Raw genomic sequence first — 16,359 nt, forward strand, 5'->3', positions numbered from 1 at the left:
TAAAAGTTATCAGATGCCCCTCTTATTAAGGGGGGATCCCCCCGCCTACCGGCACCCCCCTTATCAAGGGGGGCAGGGGGGATCGAACCTAAAATCTATCTTCAATTTAATTATAACCAGCTACTTATCAGTTATCAGTTACCAGTTATCAGTTATCAGTTATCAGTTATCAGATTTGAGTTTTAAGTTCACTGATTACTGTTTACTTTTTACTGATCACTGAAAAAAAGCTCCCCACTGATTACTGTTTACTGATCACTGATCACTGAATATAACTAACCAGAAAGTTTTTGATCTAAGATTTGGCTAGTTAATTTAGGATCGGCTTTACCGCCGCTTTTTTTCATGACTTGACCGACAAAAAATCCCTTAAGATTGGTTTTACCCGCCCGGAATTTTTCTAACTCGCTTGGATGGGAGGCGATAATTTCCTCGATCAGTTTTTCGATCGCAGAATTGTCAGAAATTTGTATTAATCCTTTCTTTTCCACCAGCGCTTTAGGTGAACCGCCTTGAGTGAGAAGTTCTGGTAAAATTTCCTTAGCAATTTTGCCACTAATTGTTCCCGTTTCAATCAGTTTAACTAATTCGGCTAAGTCTGACGCTTGCAGGGCAATTTCTGTGATCGTCAGCTTATTATTATTCAAATAAGCGGCGATATCTTGACTGATCCAGTTAGCGACTAATTTGGCATTGGCCCCCGCAATTACAGCAGTTTCAAAATATTCGGCCACGGTGCGATCATCGGTTAAAACCCTGGCATCGTAGGCGGAAAGACCAAATTCTTCTTCATAACGACGACGTTTACGAGCGGGTAATTCCGGTAATTCTTCCGCCCAAGCTTTTAACTGTTCGGGGGAGACTTCTAGGGGGGGTAAATCCGGTTCGGGAAAATAGCGATAATCGCTAGAACCTTCTTTTTTCCGCATACTAATCGTCCGTTGACTAGCTTCTTCCCAAAGACGGGTTTCCTGTACGATCAATTCGCCATTTTCGAGCGCTTCAATTTGTCGAACGATCTCGTATTCTATGGCTTTTTGGATAGCACTAAAGGAGTTCATATTTTTAATTTCTACCTTAGTCCCGAACTTTTTAGTGCCTTTTTTGCGAACAGAAATATTGACATCGCAGCGCAGGGAACCCTCCTGCATATTGCCGTCACTGATGCCGAGATAACGCACTAAACGCCGTAATTCTTGGGCATATTCCGCCGCTTCGGCCCCGGTGCGTAAATCCGGTTCCGAGACAATTTCTAATAATGGTACACCTGTACGGTTAAAATCCACCAGGGAATGGGTGGAACCGGAGAGACGTTCGCTGCCAGCATGAACCAGTTTTCCCGCGTCTTCTTCCATGTGCAGACGGGTAATACCGATAATTTTGCGGCTAACTTCCTTAGTTTTTTTATCGACGATCTCGATTTCTAGTTGACCCTGTTCGACAATAGGGAGATCATACTGGGAAATTTGATAATTTTTCGGCAGGTCGGGATAAAAATACTGTTTGCGATCGAATTTGCTATGAGGTGTAATTTTACCATCGATAGCTAATCCCAGTTTAACGGCACTGGCCAGGACTTCTTGGTTAAGGACGGGTAATACCCCCGGATAACCCAAACAGATGGGACAGACGTTAGTATTGGGGGGACTATCGAAGTTGGTGGGACAGGGACAAAATATCTTGCTTTTGGTGTTCAGTTGACAGTGGGTTTCTAAACCGATAATTGCTTCGTATTCAGTGGCAGACATATTTTCTCGCTCTCGCCGACACAGGAATGATCTGTTTAATCATTATAGTCGCGATTCTGGAGCATTCCCTCCCTTCATAAAACTTAATACTGTAGTTACTAATCACTCTATGCACCTTTAATATAGCTTAAAAAAGATAATTTATTCAGCCAATGTACGCCATTATTTTAAATTTTATCAAAGGCATAAGACAGGGAAGCTTATCGATAATTTTTCACCGATAAACCTAGCTTTTTTAGTATCGACCACCGACCACCGAAAACCAAAACTTCCCACCTCACCGTTAAGATAACCGCCATAAATCGTAGCAAAAATTAACTTCTAGAGACGGGATATTTGCTTAGTATAGAAACAGAGAGATTATGTCCAAGAACTGACCCCATAACCGGCCAAAAGCAATATAAGCGGCGACAGTGATCATTTTCTAGGCGAGTATTGCCTTAGTAAGTAGGTGGGTGGAATTAAATATAAGATGAACGTAGGTTGGGTTGAAGTATGAAACCCAACGCCCGCATGGGTTACGCTACCGCTAACCCATCCTACAAATAATTGTGCCTCCCTACTTAATTGACGATTTTTACTTTTTACTCAATTTTATGTCTTTAACTCTCTCAGAACAACTCAAACGAGAACAATTATCCTACCCCCAAACTCTCCTCCATCATCTGCAAAGGTTACGGCATTTTGTGACAGTGGAAGGAGAGGAGAAATTGCAGCAGTGGAAAAACCTAATTGAAAGGGAGAATTTTCAACCTAGCACCCGTAATTTAGCCTATTATCTCGCCCTGAGACAAGAAGATATCCGGGATTTGCAATTAGCTTTAATGCCCTGGGGATTATCTTCCCTAGGCCGGATTGAATCGAAAGTTTTACCGACCCTCGATGCGGTAATTGCCACTTTAGGGGCGGTTTGTCATCAAGAAGCCTCATTATTACCCAAACATCCCCCTTTAGAGGCATTTTTCCAAGGAGATCAACTTTTAGCCTCCCATAGCGCCGAAGTTTTCGGTCTGTCTTCCCCCCGGCGTCGGGTGCGAATTATGGTGACAATGCCGACGGAGGCGGCAACCGACCCCGATTTTATCGCTCAATTACTGCGTTGCGGGATGGACTGTATTCGCATTAATTGCGCCCATGATGGACCCAAAGAGTGGCAGGGAATGATCGAAAATCTGCGCGAGGCGGTCAAAAATACCGAAAATTTAGTCAATGGACATACCTGTAAGGTTTATATGGACTTAGCCGGCCCAAAAATCCGTTTAGAACAGATTTTAGCCCCCCAGTCCCAAACCAGACTATATCAAGGGGATTTTCTCCTCTTAACCACCCAACCCCCCCACACTGCCCATCCTCAGTATTTTCAGGCTAATTGTTCCCAACCGGAAATTATTCCCCAAATTCCCGTCGGGGCGAAAGTTTGGATTGATGATGGTCATATTGGGGCTGAAGTTATTGCCATAATGCCAGAAGGTCTTTTACTAAAAATTACCCACGCCAGGGAGAAAGGGGAAAAACTCAAAGCAGATAAAGGCCTAAATTTCCCCGATACCGTCTTAAATATCGATCCTTTGACCGCAAAAGACCGGCAAGATTTAGATTTTATTGCCCAAAATGCCGATATTATCGGTTACTCTTTTGTGCAAAAAGCCAGCGATATCGAGACACTACAGCTAGAGTTACAAAGTCGTTTGGGGGATGCTTGGCGACAAAAAGCAATCGTGGCCAAAATAGAAACACCTTTAGCCGTGAAAAATCTACCCGAATTAATCATCCATGCCGCCGGTAAACAACCTTTTGGGGTGATGATTGCCCGGGGCGATTTGGCCGTAGAAATTGGCTATCAAAGACTAGCAGAAATTCAAGAGGAAATTCTCTGGTTATGCGAAGCGGCCCATATTCCGGTAATTTGGGCCACCCAAGTCCTAGAAAATCTGGTCAAGAAAAGTATTCCTTCCCGGGCCGAGATTACGGATGCCGCTATGGCCGAAAGAGCCGAATGTGTCATGCTTAATAAGGGGGAATATATCCGTGAAGCGGTGACAATTCTCGATGATGTTTTACAAAGAATGCAGAGCCACCAAGCTAAAAAAACGCCCCAATTACGCGCTCTCCATTCTTGGGTTTAAGCAGTTTTCAGTTATCAGTGATCAGGAGTCAGGAGTCAGGAGCCGGTCGTCAGGAGCCGGTCGTCAGGAGATTATTTTTATTTATTCTCCCCAGTTCATAATTCATAATTCATAATTCATAATTCATAATTACTCACACCTTTTAAACAGGATTGAGAATCAGAGGCAAATTAACGCATATTATTGACCGCACCACTAACCAAACCAGCGCTAACATAGCGACCATAACCATCAAGACGGTTTTGTTGAGCGATTCGAGAGGGATTATTGACGAGATCGGCAACTCCCACACCCATCATCACCACGGAGATAACTGCGATTAAGTAGTTACGGACAAAAGTTGGATTTTGGTGGCTGACTAACATGGTTGTTACCTCTCTTTCCTGTCGATAACCTTAGAATACGAGAGGGTTTGGGGTGATGTCAGTCCCATAATTCCGGGTGACAGAAGTGGAAAAAAGTGGAATCCACAGACAAGCTATGATTTTGTGTCGATTAGAATCGGTAGATAGGGAATCGGGAACAGGAAAAGGGCAATATTCGTCATTAATCTGGTTAAATAATCAGTAAATTGCCTAAAAACTGACATATTCTCCAGAATATGACCCTAGAAACAGCGATTATGACCATAAAATTTCTCTGGCCTTTAGTTTTAGGATTATCTATTGTTATTATTGACAAGGGGCAATATCTGAGAGCAGAAACGGTAACTTTGAGCGCCAGTCAACGGCAACAACTGCGATCGCTAGATGCTAAGATTATTTTACCTAACTATATCCCTCCCGGATTTCGGGCCAGCGAGATTAAAATCCTCGCAGAAGAGGGGAATGGATACGCAGTCCTCTTTGAAAATGCCGAGAATAGCTGTTTTTTGGTGGAAGGAATCGAAAACGCCAGGGGCGATGATGGTTTAGAATTAGAGGGAACCCTAGCGCTCAATTCTCCACTATTTGGAGAAGGATACTGGCTCAATTATGGTACACCCAAAGACTCGGAATTAAGGCAACAATTTCCCGAACCCGATTTGTATTCCGATTGGATGAAAATGGGAGAATATTTTTATCGTCTCAGTGGGGCATTAATTGCCCGGGAGGAGTATGATTATCCTAATTGCCGTCAGGATATTTCCCCATCGGAAGCGGTTAAAATAATCGAATCTTTCGGAGATAACAATTAAATTGAATTTATCTACAGTCATTTCTGATCTACAACAAAGAAGCAAGGAGCGGTTAGCTTGGTCTGATTTTTGCTGGTTAGGATTAGTAATAATTTTGGGACTGGTTATTAGGTTAACACAATTAACTAGCAAACCTCCCTGGACGGATGAATTTGCCACTATGGTTTTTAGTATTGGCAATAATTACCAGATAGTGCCGTTAAATCAAATAATTTCCCTCGCCACTTTATTAGCACCTCTCCAGAGCAACCATCAGGCAACTATTGCCGATGTAATTAAATTAGTTATTCAGGAGGACAATCATCCACCTTTATATTTTATTCTCGCCTATCTCTGGAATAAATTATTCTTTGATCGGGGAGAATATGTGTCTTTAGAAGGAATGCGATCGCTGGCAGTGTTTTGGGGAGTTATTTCGATTCCTTTAATTTATTTTATCAGTAAATTGGTCTTTAAATCAGGCTCGATCGCTTTTCTAGCGGCGATTTTAATGGCGGTTTCTCCCTACGCGGTTTTTATCTCCCAAGAAGCGCGCCATTATACTTTAGCAGTTGTATTTGTCCTCATATCTTTAGGCTGTTTTCTTAGGGCAAGCGGCCAAATTATCCACCATCAAAGAATATCCCATACTTTGGTTTTGTTCTGGTTAATTGTCAACTGTCTAGGGTTATTAGTCCACTATTTTTTTAGTTTAACTATCCTAGCGGAAGCGATAACTTTATTATGGATTTTATTCAATCAAATCAAACAAAAAAACTTTTGGATAACTAATTGGTGGCGTTTAAGTTTAGTTTTTTTAGGTAACTTGAGCTTTATTATTATTTGGTTTATCACCTTTGTACCCAAAGATTATGGCAATCAGATGACTGGTTGGATTCAGAGAGACAATGATAGTTTTTTAGCAGTAATTAGCCCCTTTTTTCAATTGCTGGGAACATTAATTACTATGCTTTCTCTGCTCCCCGTTGAATCAGAATCTTTAATAATTATCTTGACTTCTGGGGCAATAATGATCGGTTTTTTTCTCTGGATTATCCCACAATTAAAAACAGCGTGGCTAGAATCCTATAAACCAGAATTAGGCATTCTCTCGGCATTTTTTCTCAGTTCAATTGCCATTTTTTTTGTCATCACCTATCTGCTCTCGATCGATATTACCCGGGGAGCTAGATATAGTTTTGTTTACTTTCCCTCGGTAATTTTAATTCTAGCAATTTTATTAGATAATTGTTGGCAAAGGCAGCGGAAAAGAATAGTAATTATTGTAATTATCATGGCTTTAGTTAGTTCCCTAAGTGTGACTTTTAATTTAGGCTATCGTAAGTATTATCGCCCAGATAAATTAGTTACCACTATCGAAAATAATAGCCGTTATCCGTTAGTAATTGCCACTAGCTATAGGAGTTTGGTGCAGGTGGGAGAAATGATGGGAATTGCTTGGGAATTTAACCAAAAATTTCCCGATAAAAACCCTAAGTTTATCTTAGTTAACCCAGAACAAAAGCCAAATTTTAATCTGCCCTCTTCTCCCCCTTTTGAATTATGGTTAATTAATTTCCATTCTTCAATAGATTTATCGGACTGTCAACCTTCAGAGTTATCCTCCAATTATGTAACAGGTTATCAATATCAAAAGTTTCTCTGTGGGCGATCGATGGATTATAATAGTAAAGTTAAGTAGGGCTATTAACTATGATTATTTGGGTAAATGAACAGATTGACCCCTGCGGTTTAGTACAAGCTTGTATTGCCTGTCAAGACGAACAAGCGGCAAAAGATTGTCATCAAAGTTGGTTAACCAGTCTTACGGACGAACAAAAACAAGCGGGGTGGGTGGCAGTTTTAAGAACCGTAGAATCTTGGGATGATGTACCTGTAAATGCTCTGAAGTTAAGTTATTAACTAGGGTTTGCGGCAAAAAGTTTTTCGTGGGTGTGGGGTGTTTTTAAAGTTGGATGGGGAGTTAATCCCACTATTAACAACGTCAATCGATGACAAAATTTTGGCTGCCAGAGCTTTGAGAGCAAAAACAGGCGAAAAGACAGAAGAGAAAGGAGATATCTGGCTAAAATAACGTCAGTTCCGGTTAAGCAGATTGTGCCATGACTTTCAGGAAAGAATAGGACTGACTGGCTAGGGTAAAATTAGGGTTTCGGCTTATCTCGAACTGAGGTTAAAATAAAAAATATTTCAGTTATCAATTTTTCGTGAATATCAGAAAAGAAATCACTTTATTGATGATGTCCATGGCATTTTCGGGTACATTTTTCGGTGAGGTTTTCGCAGCTCCACGTCTTGACTGGCACAGTGCCGATTTTGAAGGTCTGCGAGTAATTGCCGAGTCAGCTTGGAAGACCGAATACGAAGCAAAGAAACGCGGGGAAGAACTACACTTCAAATATGGATTTCAAAATCTGGGTATTCTTTGGATTCCTTACTATAGTAATCTATCGGGAAAATCGCTCTATCAAACAATTATCGTTCCAGAGGGCAATTGTGATCGATTTTTACAAGAGAATATTCGACGAATCAATCGCGATGCCTACTGCTTTACACCCAGTAATCGTGGTTTAGCTCCCAACCGTCGAGGTGGTCGTATTTTCTAATTTTATATCTCCACGGCCGTGGTAATTCTCAACTCAATTTTAGAGTGAACAAGAAAGCCAAAGCCTAAAATAGGGTTTGCTGAATAAATCTAAAAACCTTGTTGGATAAGACTTTTGGACTTTTTTCCCCTCAAAAAGTGCCAGCCATTGCGGGGATAGGGGGGAAAATTCAGGTACTTTTTCCCTGAAAATTAGGTAGTTGACCACCTGAAAATCGATCAAACCCCACACCCCACACCCCACACCCCACACCCTGCCCCCAGAAAAGCTTTTTCAGCAGCCCCTAAAATAAAAAAGAGGGCAGGTTTTACCCCACCCTTTGATCTTATTTTAAACGAATTACTAATCGGCGATCGGGTTCCACGCCGCGACTTTCCGTGGTTAAATCGTTTTCTTCCTGAAAAAAGGCATGGATTTGGCGACGTTCCGCCGAAGATAGGGCTTTTAATTCTATTTCCTGCCCTGTTTGCCGCACTTGCGTCGCCGCTTGATTCACCCAGTCGAAAAGTTCTGCCTGTCTTTGTTGACGATAGCCATTGATTTCGACAATATAGAACTGATGTTCTGCCGACTCGACACCAATATTCAGAATCGTATTAGCTAGGGATTGAATCGCATCCAGTCCCTCACCCTTGTTAGCGAGGAGAAGTTCCACTTGTTGGGGACTCAATTGACTACTATCAATAATTAACCAACAGGAGGAAGGTCCAGTTCCCAATTCCTGCACACCAATCTGGACATCTGCGGGCATGGCTATCAACTTTAGCAGTTTTTCCAGCCATTGTTTAGCTTTCTCGCTATTTTGCTCCCATATACTCATTACGATGTTTTTTCCTTTTTCTTGCTAGAACGTTTTTCAAAGGGGAGAGCATCGCGGGATTTTTCCGTTTTTTCCTGTTCCGCTACCAATTTTTGCAGGTTTTCCGGTAACGGTTCCCGCATCAAAATCACCGTTTGAATAGTTTGGAAGATGTTCGCGGTTAAGATATACATCAATACCCCCGCTGGTAAGGGGAAAAACAGGAACATCATACTAAAAATTATCGGGGTGATTTTATTCACCGTTTGCTGTTGTTGGGCTGCCCCCCCCGAAGGAGCGCCGGCACCGGATAACTCTTGGTTAACATAGATACTAATACCGAAAGCGATCACCATCGCCAAAATATCCCAGTGAATTTCACCATTGGCACCGGTTGCCCCAATTCTTCCCAGGGCCTCAATAAAGAGAAAACCCGTATTAGCGGCAATCCCCGGCACGATAACTTTAATACTGGCATCTCCGGGGGCTAAAGCGACGATGGAACCGTCTTCATTAACTTGCACCAGTTCTTGCCCTTTAACCACCTCGTAGGTGGGTTTTAGGTTATTTTCGGGCGCTTCCGTGGCTAATTGGCCCAAAGACTTGCCCTGGTCGTTTTGGAGGTCGATTTTTACCTGTTCTCCCGGGGCGATTTTATTGCCTTGGGGTAAAAAAGCGGTGATGGGATAGTGGAGAGACTCGTCAATATAGACGTTTTGGGGTTTGGTGGCATAGGGTTGGCGCTGCACGAGGGCGATTTGTTCGGTTGGCAGCACTTGTAAATCGACGGTGTAGTTAATATCCGAGAAGGGGGAACCCCGCAGCGTCGCAAATAAGGCCAAAAGAATCGGCATTTGTAATAACAGGGGTAAACAACCCGCTAGGGGATTGCCCAACTCCTGCATTAATTTGCCCATTTCCTCCTGTTGTTTTTGCGGGTCATTTTTGTAGCGTTGTTGAATTTCTGTCTGTCTTTCCTTCATCAAGGGTTGAGTGATTCGCATTTTTCTCATATTGCGAATCTGGCCGGCGCTGAGGGGAAAGACGGCAAATCTCACCACCAGCGTTAAAGCAATGATGGCGAAACCGTAACTATGCACAATCCGAAAGAAAAAATCTAGGATTGGCAACATGATATTTGTGGAAATAAATCCGACTCCAAAATCCATGGGTTTAATCTATGCCTTCTCGTTTAATAGGGGTTCACTTTGACAAATCTAATTTATCGAATCTCGGCGATCGATTATTTTGTTTTATTGACTGATGATCGATTCTAGGGGACGACCGGTTTTATCGGCGACTCTTTCGGCAATATAGTCATGAATTTCCCGGAATTTCGGCATCGAGCGCATTTCTAAACGACTTCTATCCTTGAGAGTTACGACAATATCCCCCCAAATACCAATTCCTCTCGGCATTTTTGCCACTTTTGCCACTTCTGAATAGATAATATCTGTGCGATCTCGTCCCATCCAACCCCCGGTGATCGAAATCCGCCGATCGGTTATCTTATATCTTAACCAGATTGCCCGTACTACTGCCCCAACGGTCAAAGGTAAACAAATCACCGTAAATCCTAGCAGGATATTGATGATTAGGTCGCCGATGTGCGGACCCCCTTCATAAAAAGTTTCTTCTTTAATGCCCATGAATTATATTGGCCTTCACTAACAACTGCTTTAATTCTCGCAAAAAATGTTCATAATTGCACTCGATCGCCCCTGGACGGATAATGATTATCCCTCGCCATCCTGCTGCTATTTCTGGCAATAACTGCCGAATTACCGCTCGTATTTGCCGTTTGAGTCGATTACGAACCACCGCTTTTTTACTAACTTTCTTGCTAATCGAGATACCAAAACGACTGGGGAGAGGGTGATCTGGGCAAGAATCCTCTAAACTAATTAAGGTTAAGTGGGAACCGTGATAACGCTTCCCTGTTCCATAGACAGCTTGAAAATCCTGTCGATGTTTTAAGCGATGAATTTGGGGTAGTCCCACGAAAATTAGTCGGTTCCCAGAATAACCTAAACACTTAAACGATAGCGCCCTCTTTTCCGACGAGCTTTAATTACTTTGCGTCCGTTGACGCTACGCATTCTCGCTCTAAATCCAGAAGTGCGCTTCTGTTTGCGCGTGGTTCCTTCTAAAGTACGTTTACTCACTGGTGATTTTCCTCCTTAAGATAGAGTTACTCTATAGATATAAAGACACAATTTTTAATTATAACAAAATTACTAGGAATTGGGAAGCCCATGGTCAAGCTCCGTTTTGGTCGAGATATCTGCAATTATCTCCCGGTGGCTGAAAAGCGCGAATGGTTGGTCACTAATGGTATCGGGGGTTTTGCCGCGGGAACTGTGGCCGGATTGCTAACTCGCTGTTATCATGGCCTCTTGATCGCTGCTTTGGCTCCACCGACGCAAAGAACGCTTCTTGTGACTAAAATCGATGAATCGGTACAATATAACCAGAAAATTTATCATCTGGCCAGCAATCGCTGGTTAGGTGCTACGATCGAACCCCAAGGCTATATTAATATCGAAAGTTTTCATCTGGAAGGGACAATTCCCGTCTGGACTTTTACCTGTGGGGATGCCTTACTAGAAAAGCGCCTTTGGATGGAACAGGGAGAAAATACCACCTATACTCACTATACCTACCGTCGTGGCAATTCTCCCCTAACTCTCAATCTGACTGCTTTTGTCAATTATCGTGATTTTCACGGCAATACCCAGGGTTTTAACTGGCAAATGGCTATTAGTCCCCTGGAAAAAGGAGTAAGAGTGATTGCCTATGACAATGCTGTACCTTTTTATCTATTAATCAGTCAGGGAGAGGTTTTTCCCGCTCATATCTGGTATTATCGCTTTGATTTGGCCGTGGAACGTTATCGTGGTTTAATCGATCGAGAAAATCATCTCCATGGGGCTAGTTTTTCGGCTACTCTTAAAGTGGGAGAATCGGTGACAATTGCCGCTAGTACCCGTCCCGATCCGAATTTAGACGGTCAATCTTCTCTAGAGTCTCGCTATCGCTACGAAAATAGTCTGATTAATCCCCAGCAGCCCGAATGGATTCAACAACTTACCCTCGCTGCCGACCAGTTTATCGTTAGTCGTCCTCTCCGGGATCAACCGGAGGGCAAAACGATAATCGCGGGTTATCCTTGGTTTGGTGATTGGGGTCGCGATACGATGATCTCCCTAAGAGGATTAACTTTGACTACAGGCAGACCTGCGATCGCGCGTCAGATTTTACTAACTTTTTCCCGTTATCTAGACCAGGGTTTATTGCCGAATTTACTGCCCGATGGGGGAGAAATGCCCGAATATAACGCTGTCGATGCTATTCTTTGGTATTTTGAAGCCATTCGTTCCTATTTTAACCAAAGCCAAGATTTTGAGTTTCTCAGAACTATTTATCCCGCTTTAACGGAAGTGATCGCTTGGTTTCGTCGCGGTACTCGCTACAATATTCACCTAGATGACGATGGTTTGATCTATGCCGGCGAAGCGGGAGTACAATTGACTTGGATGGATGCCAAAGTTGATGATCTGGTGATTACTCCCCGCATCGGCAAACCCGTAGAAATTAATGCCCTTTGGTTCAATGCCCTCAAAATAATGGTTCAATTTGCCCATTATTTGGGCATGGATGCCACTGATTACGAAAAAATGAGAAAAATGACCCTAAAAGGGTTCTCTCGCTTCTGGGATGATTCTCTGGGGTATTGTTACGATGTTGTGGATACGGACAAGGGTAATGATGCCAGTTTACGACCGAATCAACTTTTTGCCGTGTCTTTGTCGGTGGAGGAGTTATTAAATTCCTCACAGAAAAGGGCTATTGTCGATATTTGTGCTTTAAAATTGTTGACTTCTCGCGGTTTGCGATCGCTAGATGCCGCTCATCCTGATTACCTTGGCGTTTACAGTGGCGATCGCTTAAAAAGAGATAGTGCCTACCATCAGGGGACAGTCTGGGGATGGTTATTAGGGGCATTTATCGAGGCCCATCTGAAAGTCTATCGCGATCCCATCCTAGCCGAGAGTTTTTTAACACCGATGATCGACCATCTTCAGGATAGCTGTATCGGTAATTTAAGCGAAATTTTCGATGGTAATGCCCCTTTTACCCCTAGGGGCGCTTTTGCCCAAGCATGGACAGTGGCAGAGGTATTAAGGGTTTGGCAAGTGATCCGAGAATTTTCGCCATAATCCTTTAAAATGAGCAATTGTTAGGTGTGTTAGACCAGCTAAAGGACCGACCCTAAAAACCTCAGTCAGACCGTTATAGACAAAACTCTCATGGAGAAACCGCAAGTTATTTTTCTCGATGCTGTGGGTACTCTTTTTGGAGTAAAAGGCAGTGTCGGAGCAATTTATAGTCAAATAGCAGCTGATTTTGGGGTAGAGGTGGCGGCCGAGAGTCTAGAACAATCTTTCTTGGCTATTTTCCCCACTTCTCCCCCCCTAGCTTTTCCTAAGGTTGAACCGGCACAAATTCCCGAGTTAGAGTATCGCTGGTGGCGATCGCTGACTGGGGCGGTTTTTAATAATTTAGGTTATCTGGAACGATTTCCCGATTTTGAGGCTTTTTTTGGCGAACTTTACCGTCATTTTGCCACGGCCGAGCCTTGGGTGCTGTACGAGGATGTCATTCCCGCTTTAAGACTCTGGCAGATTCAGGGGATCGAGTTGGGCATTATTTCTAATTTTGATAGTCGTATATACCAAGTTTTGGCCGAATTAGGCTTAGAATATTTTTTTCGATCGATCACGATTTCTTCCCAGACAGGAGCGGCTAAACCCGATCCAGAAATTTTTCAAATCGCCCTACAAAAACATGATTGTTCCCCCGCACAAGCTTGGCATATTGGCGATAGTAAAAAAGAGGATTATCAAGGGGCAAAAGCCTTGGGTATAGAAGCGTTTTTAATTAAAAGATAAAAGCGAGAAAAAGTCTTTCAGTGGGAAGAGGGGATAGGGAGGAAACACATATCCCCTCTTCCCAAATACCTAAACAATTTTTGATGTGGAGGTGTTAGACTGATTCCTGGGATGGGATGGCAGTCGCTTCTGACTGAGCAGCGTTAGGATCTGTCTCTTTGGGGGCGGCCACTTTTACCAAAGCATGACGCAAAACATCTTCTCCGAGAGTGTATCCTCGCACTAACTGCTCCACCACCGTGCCTTCGGGATGTTCATCGGTGTACTCCCGCATCATCGCTTCGTGGTAGGTGGGATCAAAGGGTTGACCTTCCGGACGCATGGGGGAAACGCCTAAACGCTTGAGACTCTCTACTAAGATTTTATAGACCCCTTGGTAACTCTTGTGAATACCCATCTCGCCATCATTAGCAGGTTTAATTTGAGTACGGGCGCGCTCAAAATTATCCACCACGCCAAGAATTTCCATCAGGGTTTTGCCCTTGATTTTTGTTTCCAGTTCCTCTTTTTCCTTGGCTGTGCGTTTGCGAAAATTGTCGAACTCGGCTGCTAGAGTGATATAGCGTTTCTTGTAGGCATCAACCTGTTGGGTTTGTTCCTCTAACTGCTGTTTGAGAGTGTCGATTTCCTCTTGTAGAGCATCGATAGTCATTCCCCCTAGAAGGGAAAATTCCTCGCTAGAGGCTGCCTGGCTCGTCACCGTTTTGGCTTCATCGGTGACAGTGGCTTCCGATTCGGTGGTAAGGGATTCGGGGTAATTAGGAAAGGATTCTTGGTTTTCGTCGAAAATTACTGAGTTATTCGGTTCTGCACTCATAGTATACAATTTTATTGGGTAATTTGGCAATATATGACCATTTACTGCTAATTTTGGTCTTTAAGTACCAGCTAATAATCAAGGTTTAACCTTTAATGTAACATTTTGTGGACAAGATCCGTAACTGGATATAAGCGACCCCGATAGATAATCGGTGATCTAGAAAAATTTTTGCTAGAATGCAATTCTCTCAGTAAAATTGGGAACATTTAAGGGTAGTGGAGAGGTTAAGAATCGTCTATGACATTTTCTTCCAAGAAAACCCGTGCCGTTGCCCTGCGCAATTACTTTTCGCCCTTTGGTAACAAGTTGGTGCAGTCGGGCTATATCGGTGCCGACCAGATGCAACAGGCCCTAGTGGAAACACGGAAATCGGGACGATCGCTAGTAGAAATATTACAACAACTAACCGGGCGCCCTTTGCCCCCGGATTTACAGCGACAGTATAAGAAAAACCAGTTATTTGAACTAAAAATTCTCTACGGAGTCGAATCGCTCGACCCCGAATTAACCGATGTGGATGGACTGGAAATAGCCCGATTGATCGATTCTTTGATTCCGATCGATCTTTGTCGTCGCTATCGTCTCATCCCCCTGCGAAAGATCGAAGGAGAGCCGGCTGCGATTTTGATAGCCATGGTCGATCCCGACAACCTCGAGGCTTCCGACGATATTAATCGTATTCTCCGTCCCAAGGATTTAGGTTTACAGCGTTTGGTGATTACCAGCGAAGATTATGAAAGATTACTGGAAAAATTCCACTCGGCTCAATCGGAACTAGAACAGGAAAAAGCCCGACTGCAAAAAGAAAAAGACCTGGAAAAACTCTCGGATCTCACCGATATTGTCGGCAATATTGATGTGGCCTCCGGGGGTGCTAACGATGAAGTGGCCGATGATCTCGGAGAAGGGGACGCTAATCAAGCCCCCGTCATCAACCTCGTCAATAAAATTCTAGCTAAAGCCCTACAGGAATGGGCTTCCGATATTCACATCGAACCCCAAGAAGAATTCCTGAAAATTCGCTTTCGCAAAGATGGAGTTCTTCATCAAGCTTTTGATCCACTGCCGAAAAAAATTACCCCGGCGGTGACAGCCCGTTTTAAAATCATGGCCGATCTCGATATCGCCGAACGTCGTCTTCCCCAAGATGGTAAAATTCGGCGGATATATCAAGGGCGGAAAGTGGATTTTCGGGTTAATACCCTACCCAGTCGCTACGGGGAAAAAGTCTGTTTACGGATTCTCGACAACTCGGCTACCCAGTTGGGTTTAGATAAACTAATCACCGACCAAAAGACCCTGCAAATCGTCCGAGACATGGCCAGTCGTCCCTTTGGTCTGTTGCTGGTGACAGGCCCGACCGGTTCGGGGAAATCCACCAGTTTATACTCGGTGTTAGCCGAAAGAAATCACCCCGGGGTCAATATTAGTACGGCCGAAGATCCGATCGAATATTCTCTACCGGGCATCACCCAGGTGCAGGTAATTCGCGAAAAAGGCATGGATTTCGCCTCGATTTTGCGGGCATTCATGCGACAAGACCCGGATGTGATTCTGGTGGGAGAAACTAGGGACAAGGAAACGGCCAAAACAGCGATCGAGGCCGCCTTAACCGGTCACTTGGTCCTAACTACCCTACACACCAACGATGCCGCAGGTGCGATCTCTCGTCTCGATGAGATGGGGGTTGAACCGTTTATGATTTCTGGTTCTCTCTTGGGAGTCTTGGCCCAGCGTCTCGTGCGGCGCGTCTGTACCGAGTGTCGGCTCGCCTATCACCCCAGCCAAGAGGAATTGGCCCGTTTTGGTCTTGCCGCCGCCAATGAACGGGAAGTGACCTTTTATAAGGCTAATACCCTAACCATAGAAGAAATTCAACAGGCACGAAAACAGGGCAATCTCTGCGTTAAGTGTAGCGGCAGCGGTTATAAAGGTCGCGTCGGTGTCTATGAGGTAATGCAGAATAGTGAACGACTACAGCAGTTAATTAACCAAGGGGCAACCACCGATCGCATTAAGAGAATTACAGAGAATGATTGATCCTATAATAATGGGAAAATCCTCAGAGTGAGGAACTCGCATGAAACCAGCATCCCTGATTCAACTAACCGATAGTCTGAAAGCCCTTTAT

At 43.7% G+C, this 16,359-nt stretch carries 16 protein-coding genes and 1 pseudogene; 8 read left to right on the top strand and 9 right to left on the bottom strand.

The window, feature by feature from the left end:
• Positions 1 to 275 precede the first annotated feature (275 nt).
• Positions 276 to 1,748 carry an Asp-tRNA(Asn)/Glu-tRNA(Gln) amidotransferase subunit GatB gene (gene gatB / locus H6G48_RS11145; RefSeq protein WP_190721714.1) on the bottom strand — a complete coding sequence of 491 codons (1,473 nt, stop codon included), beginning with the start codon at positions 1,746 to 1,748 and terminating at the stop codon, positions 276 to 278.
• A gap of 596 nt (positions 1,749 to 2,344) precedes the next feature.
• On the opposite strand from gatB, the gene H6G48_RS11150 reads away from it, so the two are divergent.
• Positions 2,345 to 3,874 (top strand): pyruvate kinase, encoded by a 1,530-nt coding sequence (locus H6G48_RS11150; protein ID WP_190721716.1) that lies wholly within the window; start codon positions 2,345 to 2,347, stop codon positions 3,872 to 3,874.
• 170 nt (positions 3,875 to 4,044) lie between these two features.
• Here the strand turns inward: H6G48_RS11150 and H6G48_RS11155 are convergent, their stop codons facing one another.
• Complete coding sequence (locus H6G48_RS11155; RefSeq protein ID WP_002738625.1) at positions 4,045 to 4,239, bottom strand: hypothetical protein; 195 nt, start codon at positions 4,237 to 4,239, stop codon at positions 4,045 to 4,047.
• Positions 4,240 to 4,475: 236 nt separating this feature from the next.
• Here H6G48_RS11155 and H6G48_RS11160 point away from each other — a divergent pair, with 236 nt between their 5' ends.
• The 4 genes from H6G48_RS11160 to H6G48_RS11175 all read left to right on the top strand — a co-directional run bounded on the left by H6G48_RS11160 (position 4,476) and on the right by H6G48_RS11175 (position 7,657).
• Entirely contained in the window at positions 4,476 to 5,051 is a 576-nt protein-coding gene (locus tag H6G48_RS11160) for a cupin domain-containing protein (protein WP_190721718.1), read from the top strand.
• Between the two features lies 1 nt (position 5,052).
• Positions 5,053 to 6,732 carry a glycosyltransferase family 39 protein gene (locus H6G48_RS11165; RefSeq protein ID WP_190721720.1) on the top strand — a complete coding sequence of 560 codons (1,680 nt, stop codon included), beginning with the start codon at positions 5,053 to 5,055 and terminating at the stop codon, positions 6,730 to 6,732.
• A gap of 11 nt (positions 6,733 to 6,743) precedes the next feature.
• A complete protein-coding gene (locus H6G48_RS11170; RefSeq protein ID WP_002739214.1) occupies positions 6,744 to 6,953 on the top strand; it encodes a hypothetical protein in 210 nt (69 codons plus the stop codon).
• 305 nt (positions 6,954 to 7,258) lie between these two features.
• A complete protein-coding gene (locus H6G48_RS11175) occupies positions 7,259 to 7,657 on the top strand; it encodes a hypothetical protein (protein ID WP_190721722.1) in 399 nt (132 codons plus the stop codon).
• Between the two features lie 39 nt (positions 7,658 to 7,696).
• Here the strand turns inward: H6G48_RS11175 and H6G48_RS26285 are convergent, their stop codons facing one another.
• The 6 genes from H6G48_RS26285 to rpmH all read right to left on the bottom strand — a co-directional run bounded on the left by H6G48_RS26285 (position 7,697) and on the right by rpmH (position 10,621).
• On the bottom strand, positions 7,697 to 7,909 hold the full coding sequence (locus H6G48_RS26285) for a hypothetical protein (RefSeq protein WP_170915331.1): 213 nt from the start codon (positions 7,907 to 7,909) through the stop codon (positions 7,697 to 7,699).
• A 73-nt stretch (positions 7,910 to 7,982) separates the two neighbouring features.
• The gene (locus tag H6G48_RS11180; RefSeq protein WP_190721724.1) at positions 7,983 to 8,477 is read right to left on the bottom strand and encodes a Jag family protein; all 495 of its coding nucleotides are present in this window, start codon (positions 8,475 to 8,477) and stop codon (positions 7,983 to 7,985) included.
• The gene (gene yidC / locus H6G48_RS11185) at positions 8,477 to 9,625 is read right to left on the bottom strand and encodes a membrane protein insertase YidC (RefSeq protein WP_190721726.1); all 1,149 of its coding nucleotides are present in this window, start codon (positions 9,623 to 9,625) and stop codon (positions 8,477 to 8,479) included. The genes H6G48_RS11180 and yidC overlap by 1 nt, the downstream gene beginning before the upstream one ends.
• Before the next feature lie 84 nt (positions 9,626 to 9,709).
• Positions 9,710 to 10,105, bottom strand: a complete 396-nt coding sequence (locus H6G48_RS11190) for a PH domain-containing protein (protein WP_190721728.1) — start codon at positions 10,103 to 10,105, stop codon at positions 9,710 to 9,712.
• Positions 10,095 to 10,457, bottom strand: coding sequence for a ribonuclease P protein component (rnpA, locus tag H6G48_RS11195; protein ID WP_190721730.1), 363 nt, complete (start codon positions 10,455 to 10,457; stop codon positions 10,095 to 10,097). Before rnpA ends, H6G48_RS11190 begins: the two co-directional genes overlap by 11 nt.
• 26 nt (positions 10,458 to 10,483) lie before the next feature.
• Positions 10,484 to 10,621 (bottom strand): 50S ribosomal protein L34, encoded by a 138-nt coding sequence (gene rpmH / locus H6G48_RS11200; protein WP_002739276.1) that lies wholly within the window; start codon positions 10,619 to 10,621, stop codon positions 10,484 to 10,486.
• 90 nt (positions 10,622 to 10,711) lie between these two features.
• Here rpmH and H6G48_RS11205 point away from each other — a divergent pair, with 90 nt between their 5' ends.
• Both H6G48_RS11205 and H6G48_RS11210 read left to right on the top strand, forming a co-directional pair.
• On the top strand, positions 10,712 to 12,676 hold the full coding sequence (locus H6G48_RS11205; protein WP_190721732.1) for an amylo-alpha-1,6-glucosidase: 1,965 nt from the start codon (positions 10,712 to 10,714) through the stop codon (positions 12,674 to 12,676).
• A 90-nt stretch (positions 12,677 to 12,766) separates the two neighbouring features.
• Positions 12,767 to 13,408 carry an HAD-IA family hydrolase gene (locus tag H6G48_RS11210; protein ID WP_190721734.1) on the top strand — a complete coding sequence of 214 codons (642 nt, stop codon included), beginning with the start codon at positions 12,767 to 12,769 and terminating at the stop codon, positions 13,406 to 13,408.
• A 94-nt stretch (positions 13,409 to 13,502) separates the two neighbouring features.
• Here the strand turns inward: H6G48_RS11210 and grpE are convergent, their stop codons facing one another.
• A complete protein-coding gene (grpE, locus tag H6G48_RS11215; RefSeq protein ID WP_190721736.1) occupies positions 13,503 to 14,225 on the bottom strand; it encodes a nucleotide exchange factor GrpE in 723 nt (240 codons plus the stop codon).
• A 240-nt stretch (positions 14,226 to 14,465) separates the two neighbouring features.
• On the opposite strand from grpE, the pseudogene H6G48_RS11220 reads away from it, so the two are divergent.
• A pseudogene (locus H6G48_RS11220) lies at positions 14,466 to 16,247 on the top strand (GspE/PulE family protein); the annotation flags it as partial.
• Positions 16,248 to 16,359: the final 112 nt, after the last annotated feature.

Source organism: Microcystis flos-aquae FACHB-1344 (genome assembly GCF_014698375.1).
GTDB classification, from domain to species: Bacteria; Cyanobacteriota; Cyanobacteriia; order Cyanobacteriales; family Microcystaceae; genus Microcystis; species Microcystis aeruginosa.

Bases quoted from the DNA above. Each gene is read 5' to 3' on its own strand.
- H6G48_RS11160 (WP_190721718.1), top strand. From the start codon at position 4,476: ATGACCCTAGAAACAGCGATTATGACCATAAAATTTCTCTGGCCTTTA.
- H6G48_RS11150 (WP_190721716.1), top strand. From the start codon at position 2,345: ATGTCTTTAACTCTCTCAGAACAACTCAAACGAGAACAATTATCCTAC.
- H6G48_RS11190 (WP_190721728.1), bottom strand. From the start codon at position 10,105: ATGGGCATTAAAGAAGAAACTTTTTATGAAGGGGGTCCGCACATCGGC.
- H6G48_RS11155 (WP_002738625.1), bottom strand. From the start codon at position 4,239: ATGTTAGTCAGCCACCAAAATCCAACTTTTGTCCGTAACTACTTAATC.
- H6G48_RS11205 (WP_190721732.1), top strand. From the start codon at position 10,712: ATGGTCAAGCTCCGTTTTGGTCGAGATATCTGCAATTATCTCCCGGTG.
- H6G48_RS11180 (WP_190721724.1), bottom strand. From the start codon at position 8,477: ATGAGTATATGGGAGCAAAATAGCGAGAAAGCTAAACAATGGCTGGAA.
- H6G48_RS11170 (WP_002739214.1), top strand. From the start codon at position 6,744: ATGATTATTTGGGTAAATGAACAGATTGACCCCTGCGGTTTAGTACAA.
- H6G48_RS11210 (WP_190721734.1), top strand. From the start codon at position 12,767: ATGGAGAAACCGCAAGTTATTTTTCTCGATGCTGTGGGTACTCTTTTT.
- yidC (WP_190721726.1), bottom strand. From the start codon at position 9,625: ATGGATTTTGGAGTCGGATTTATTTCCACAAATATCATGTTGCCAATC.
- gatB (WP_190721714.1), bottom strand. From the start codon at position 1,748: ATGTCTGCCACTGAATACGAAGCAATTATCGGTTTAGAAACCCACTGT.
- grpE (WP_190721736.1), bottom strand. From the start codon at position 14,225: ATGAGTGCAGAACCGAATAACTCAGTAATTTTCGACGAAAACCAAGAA.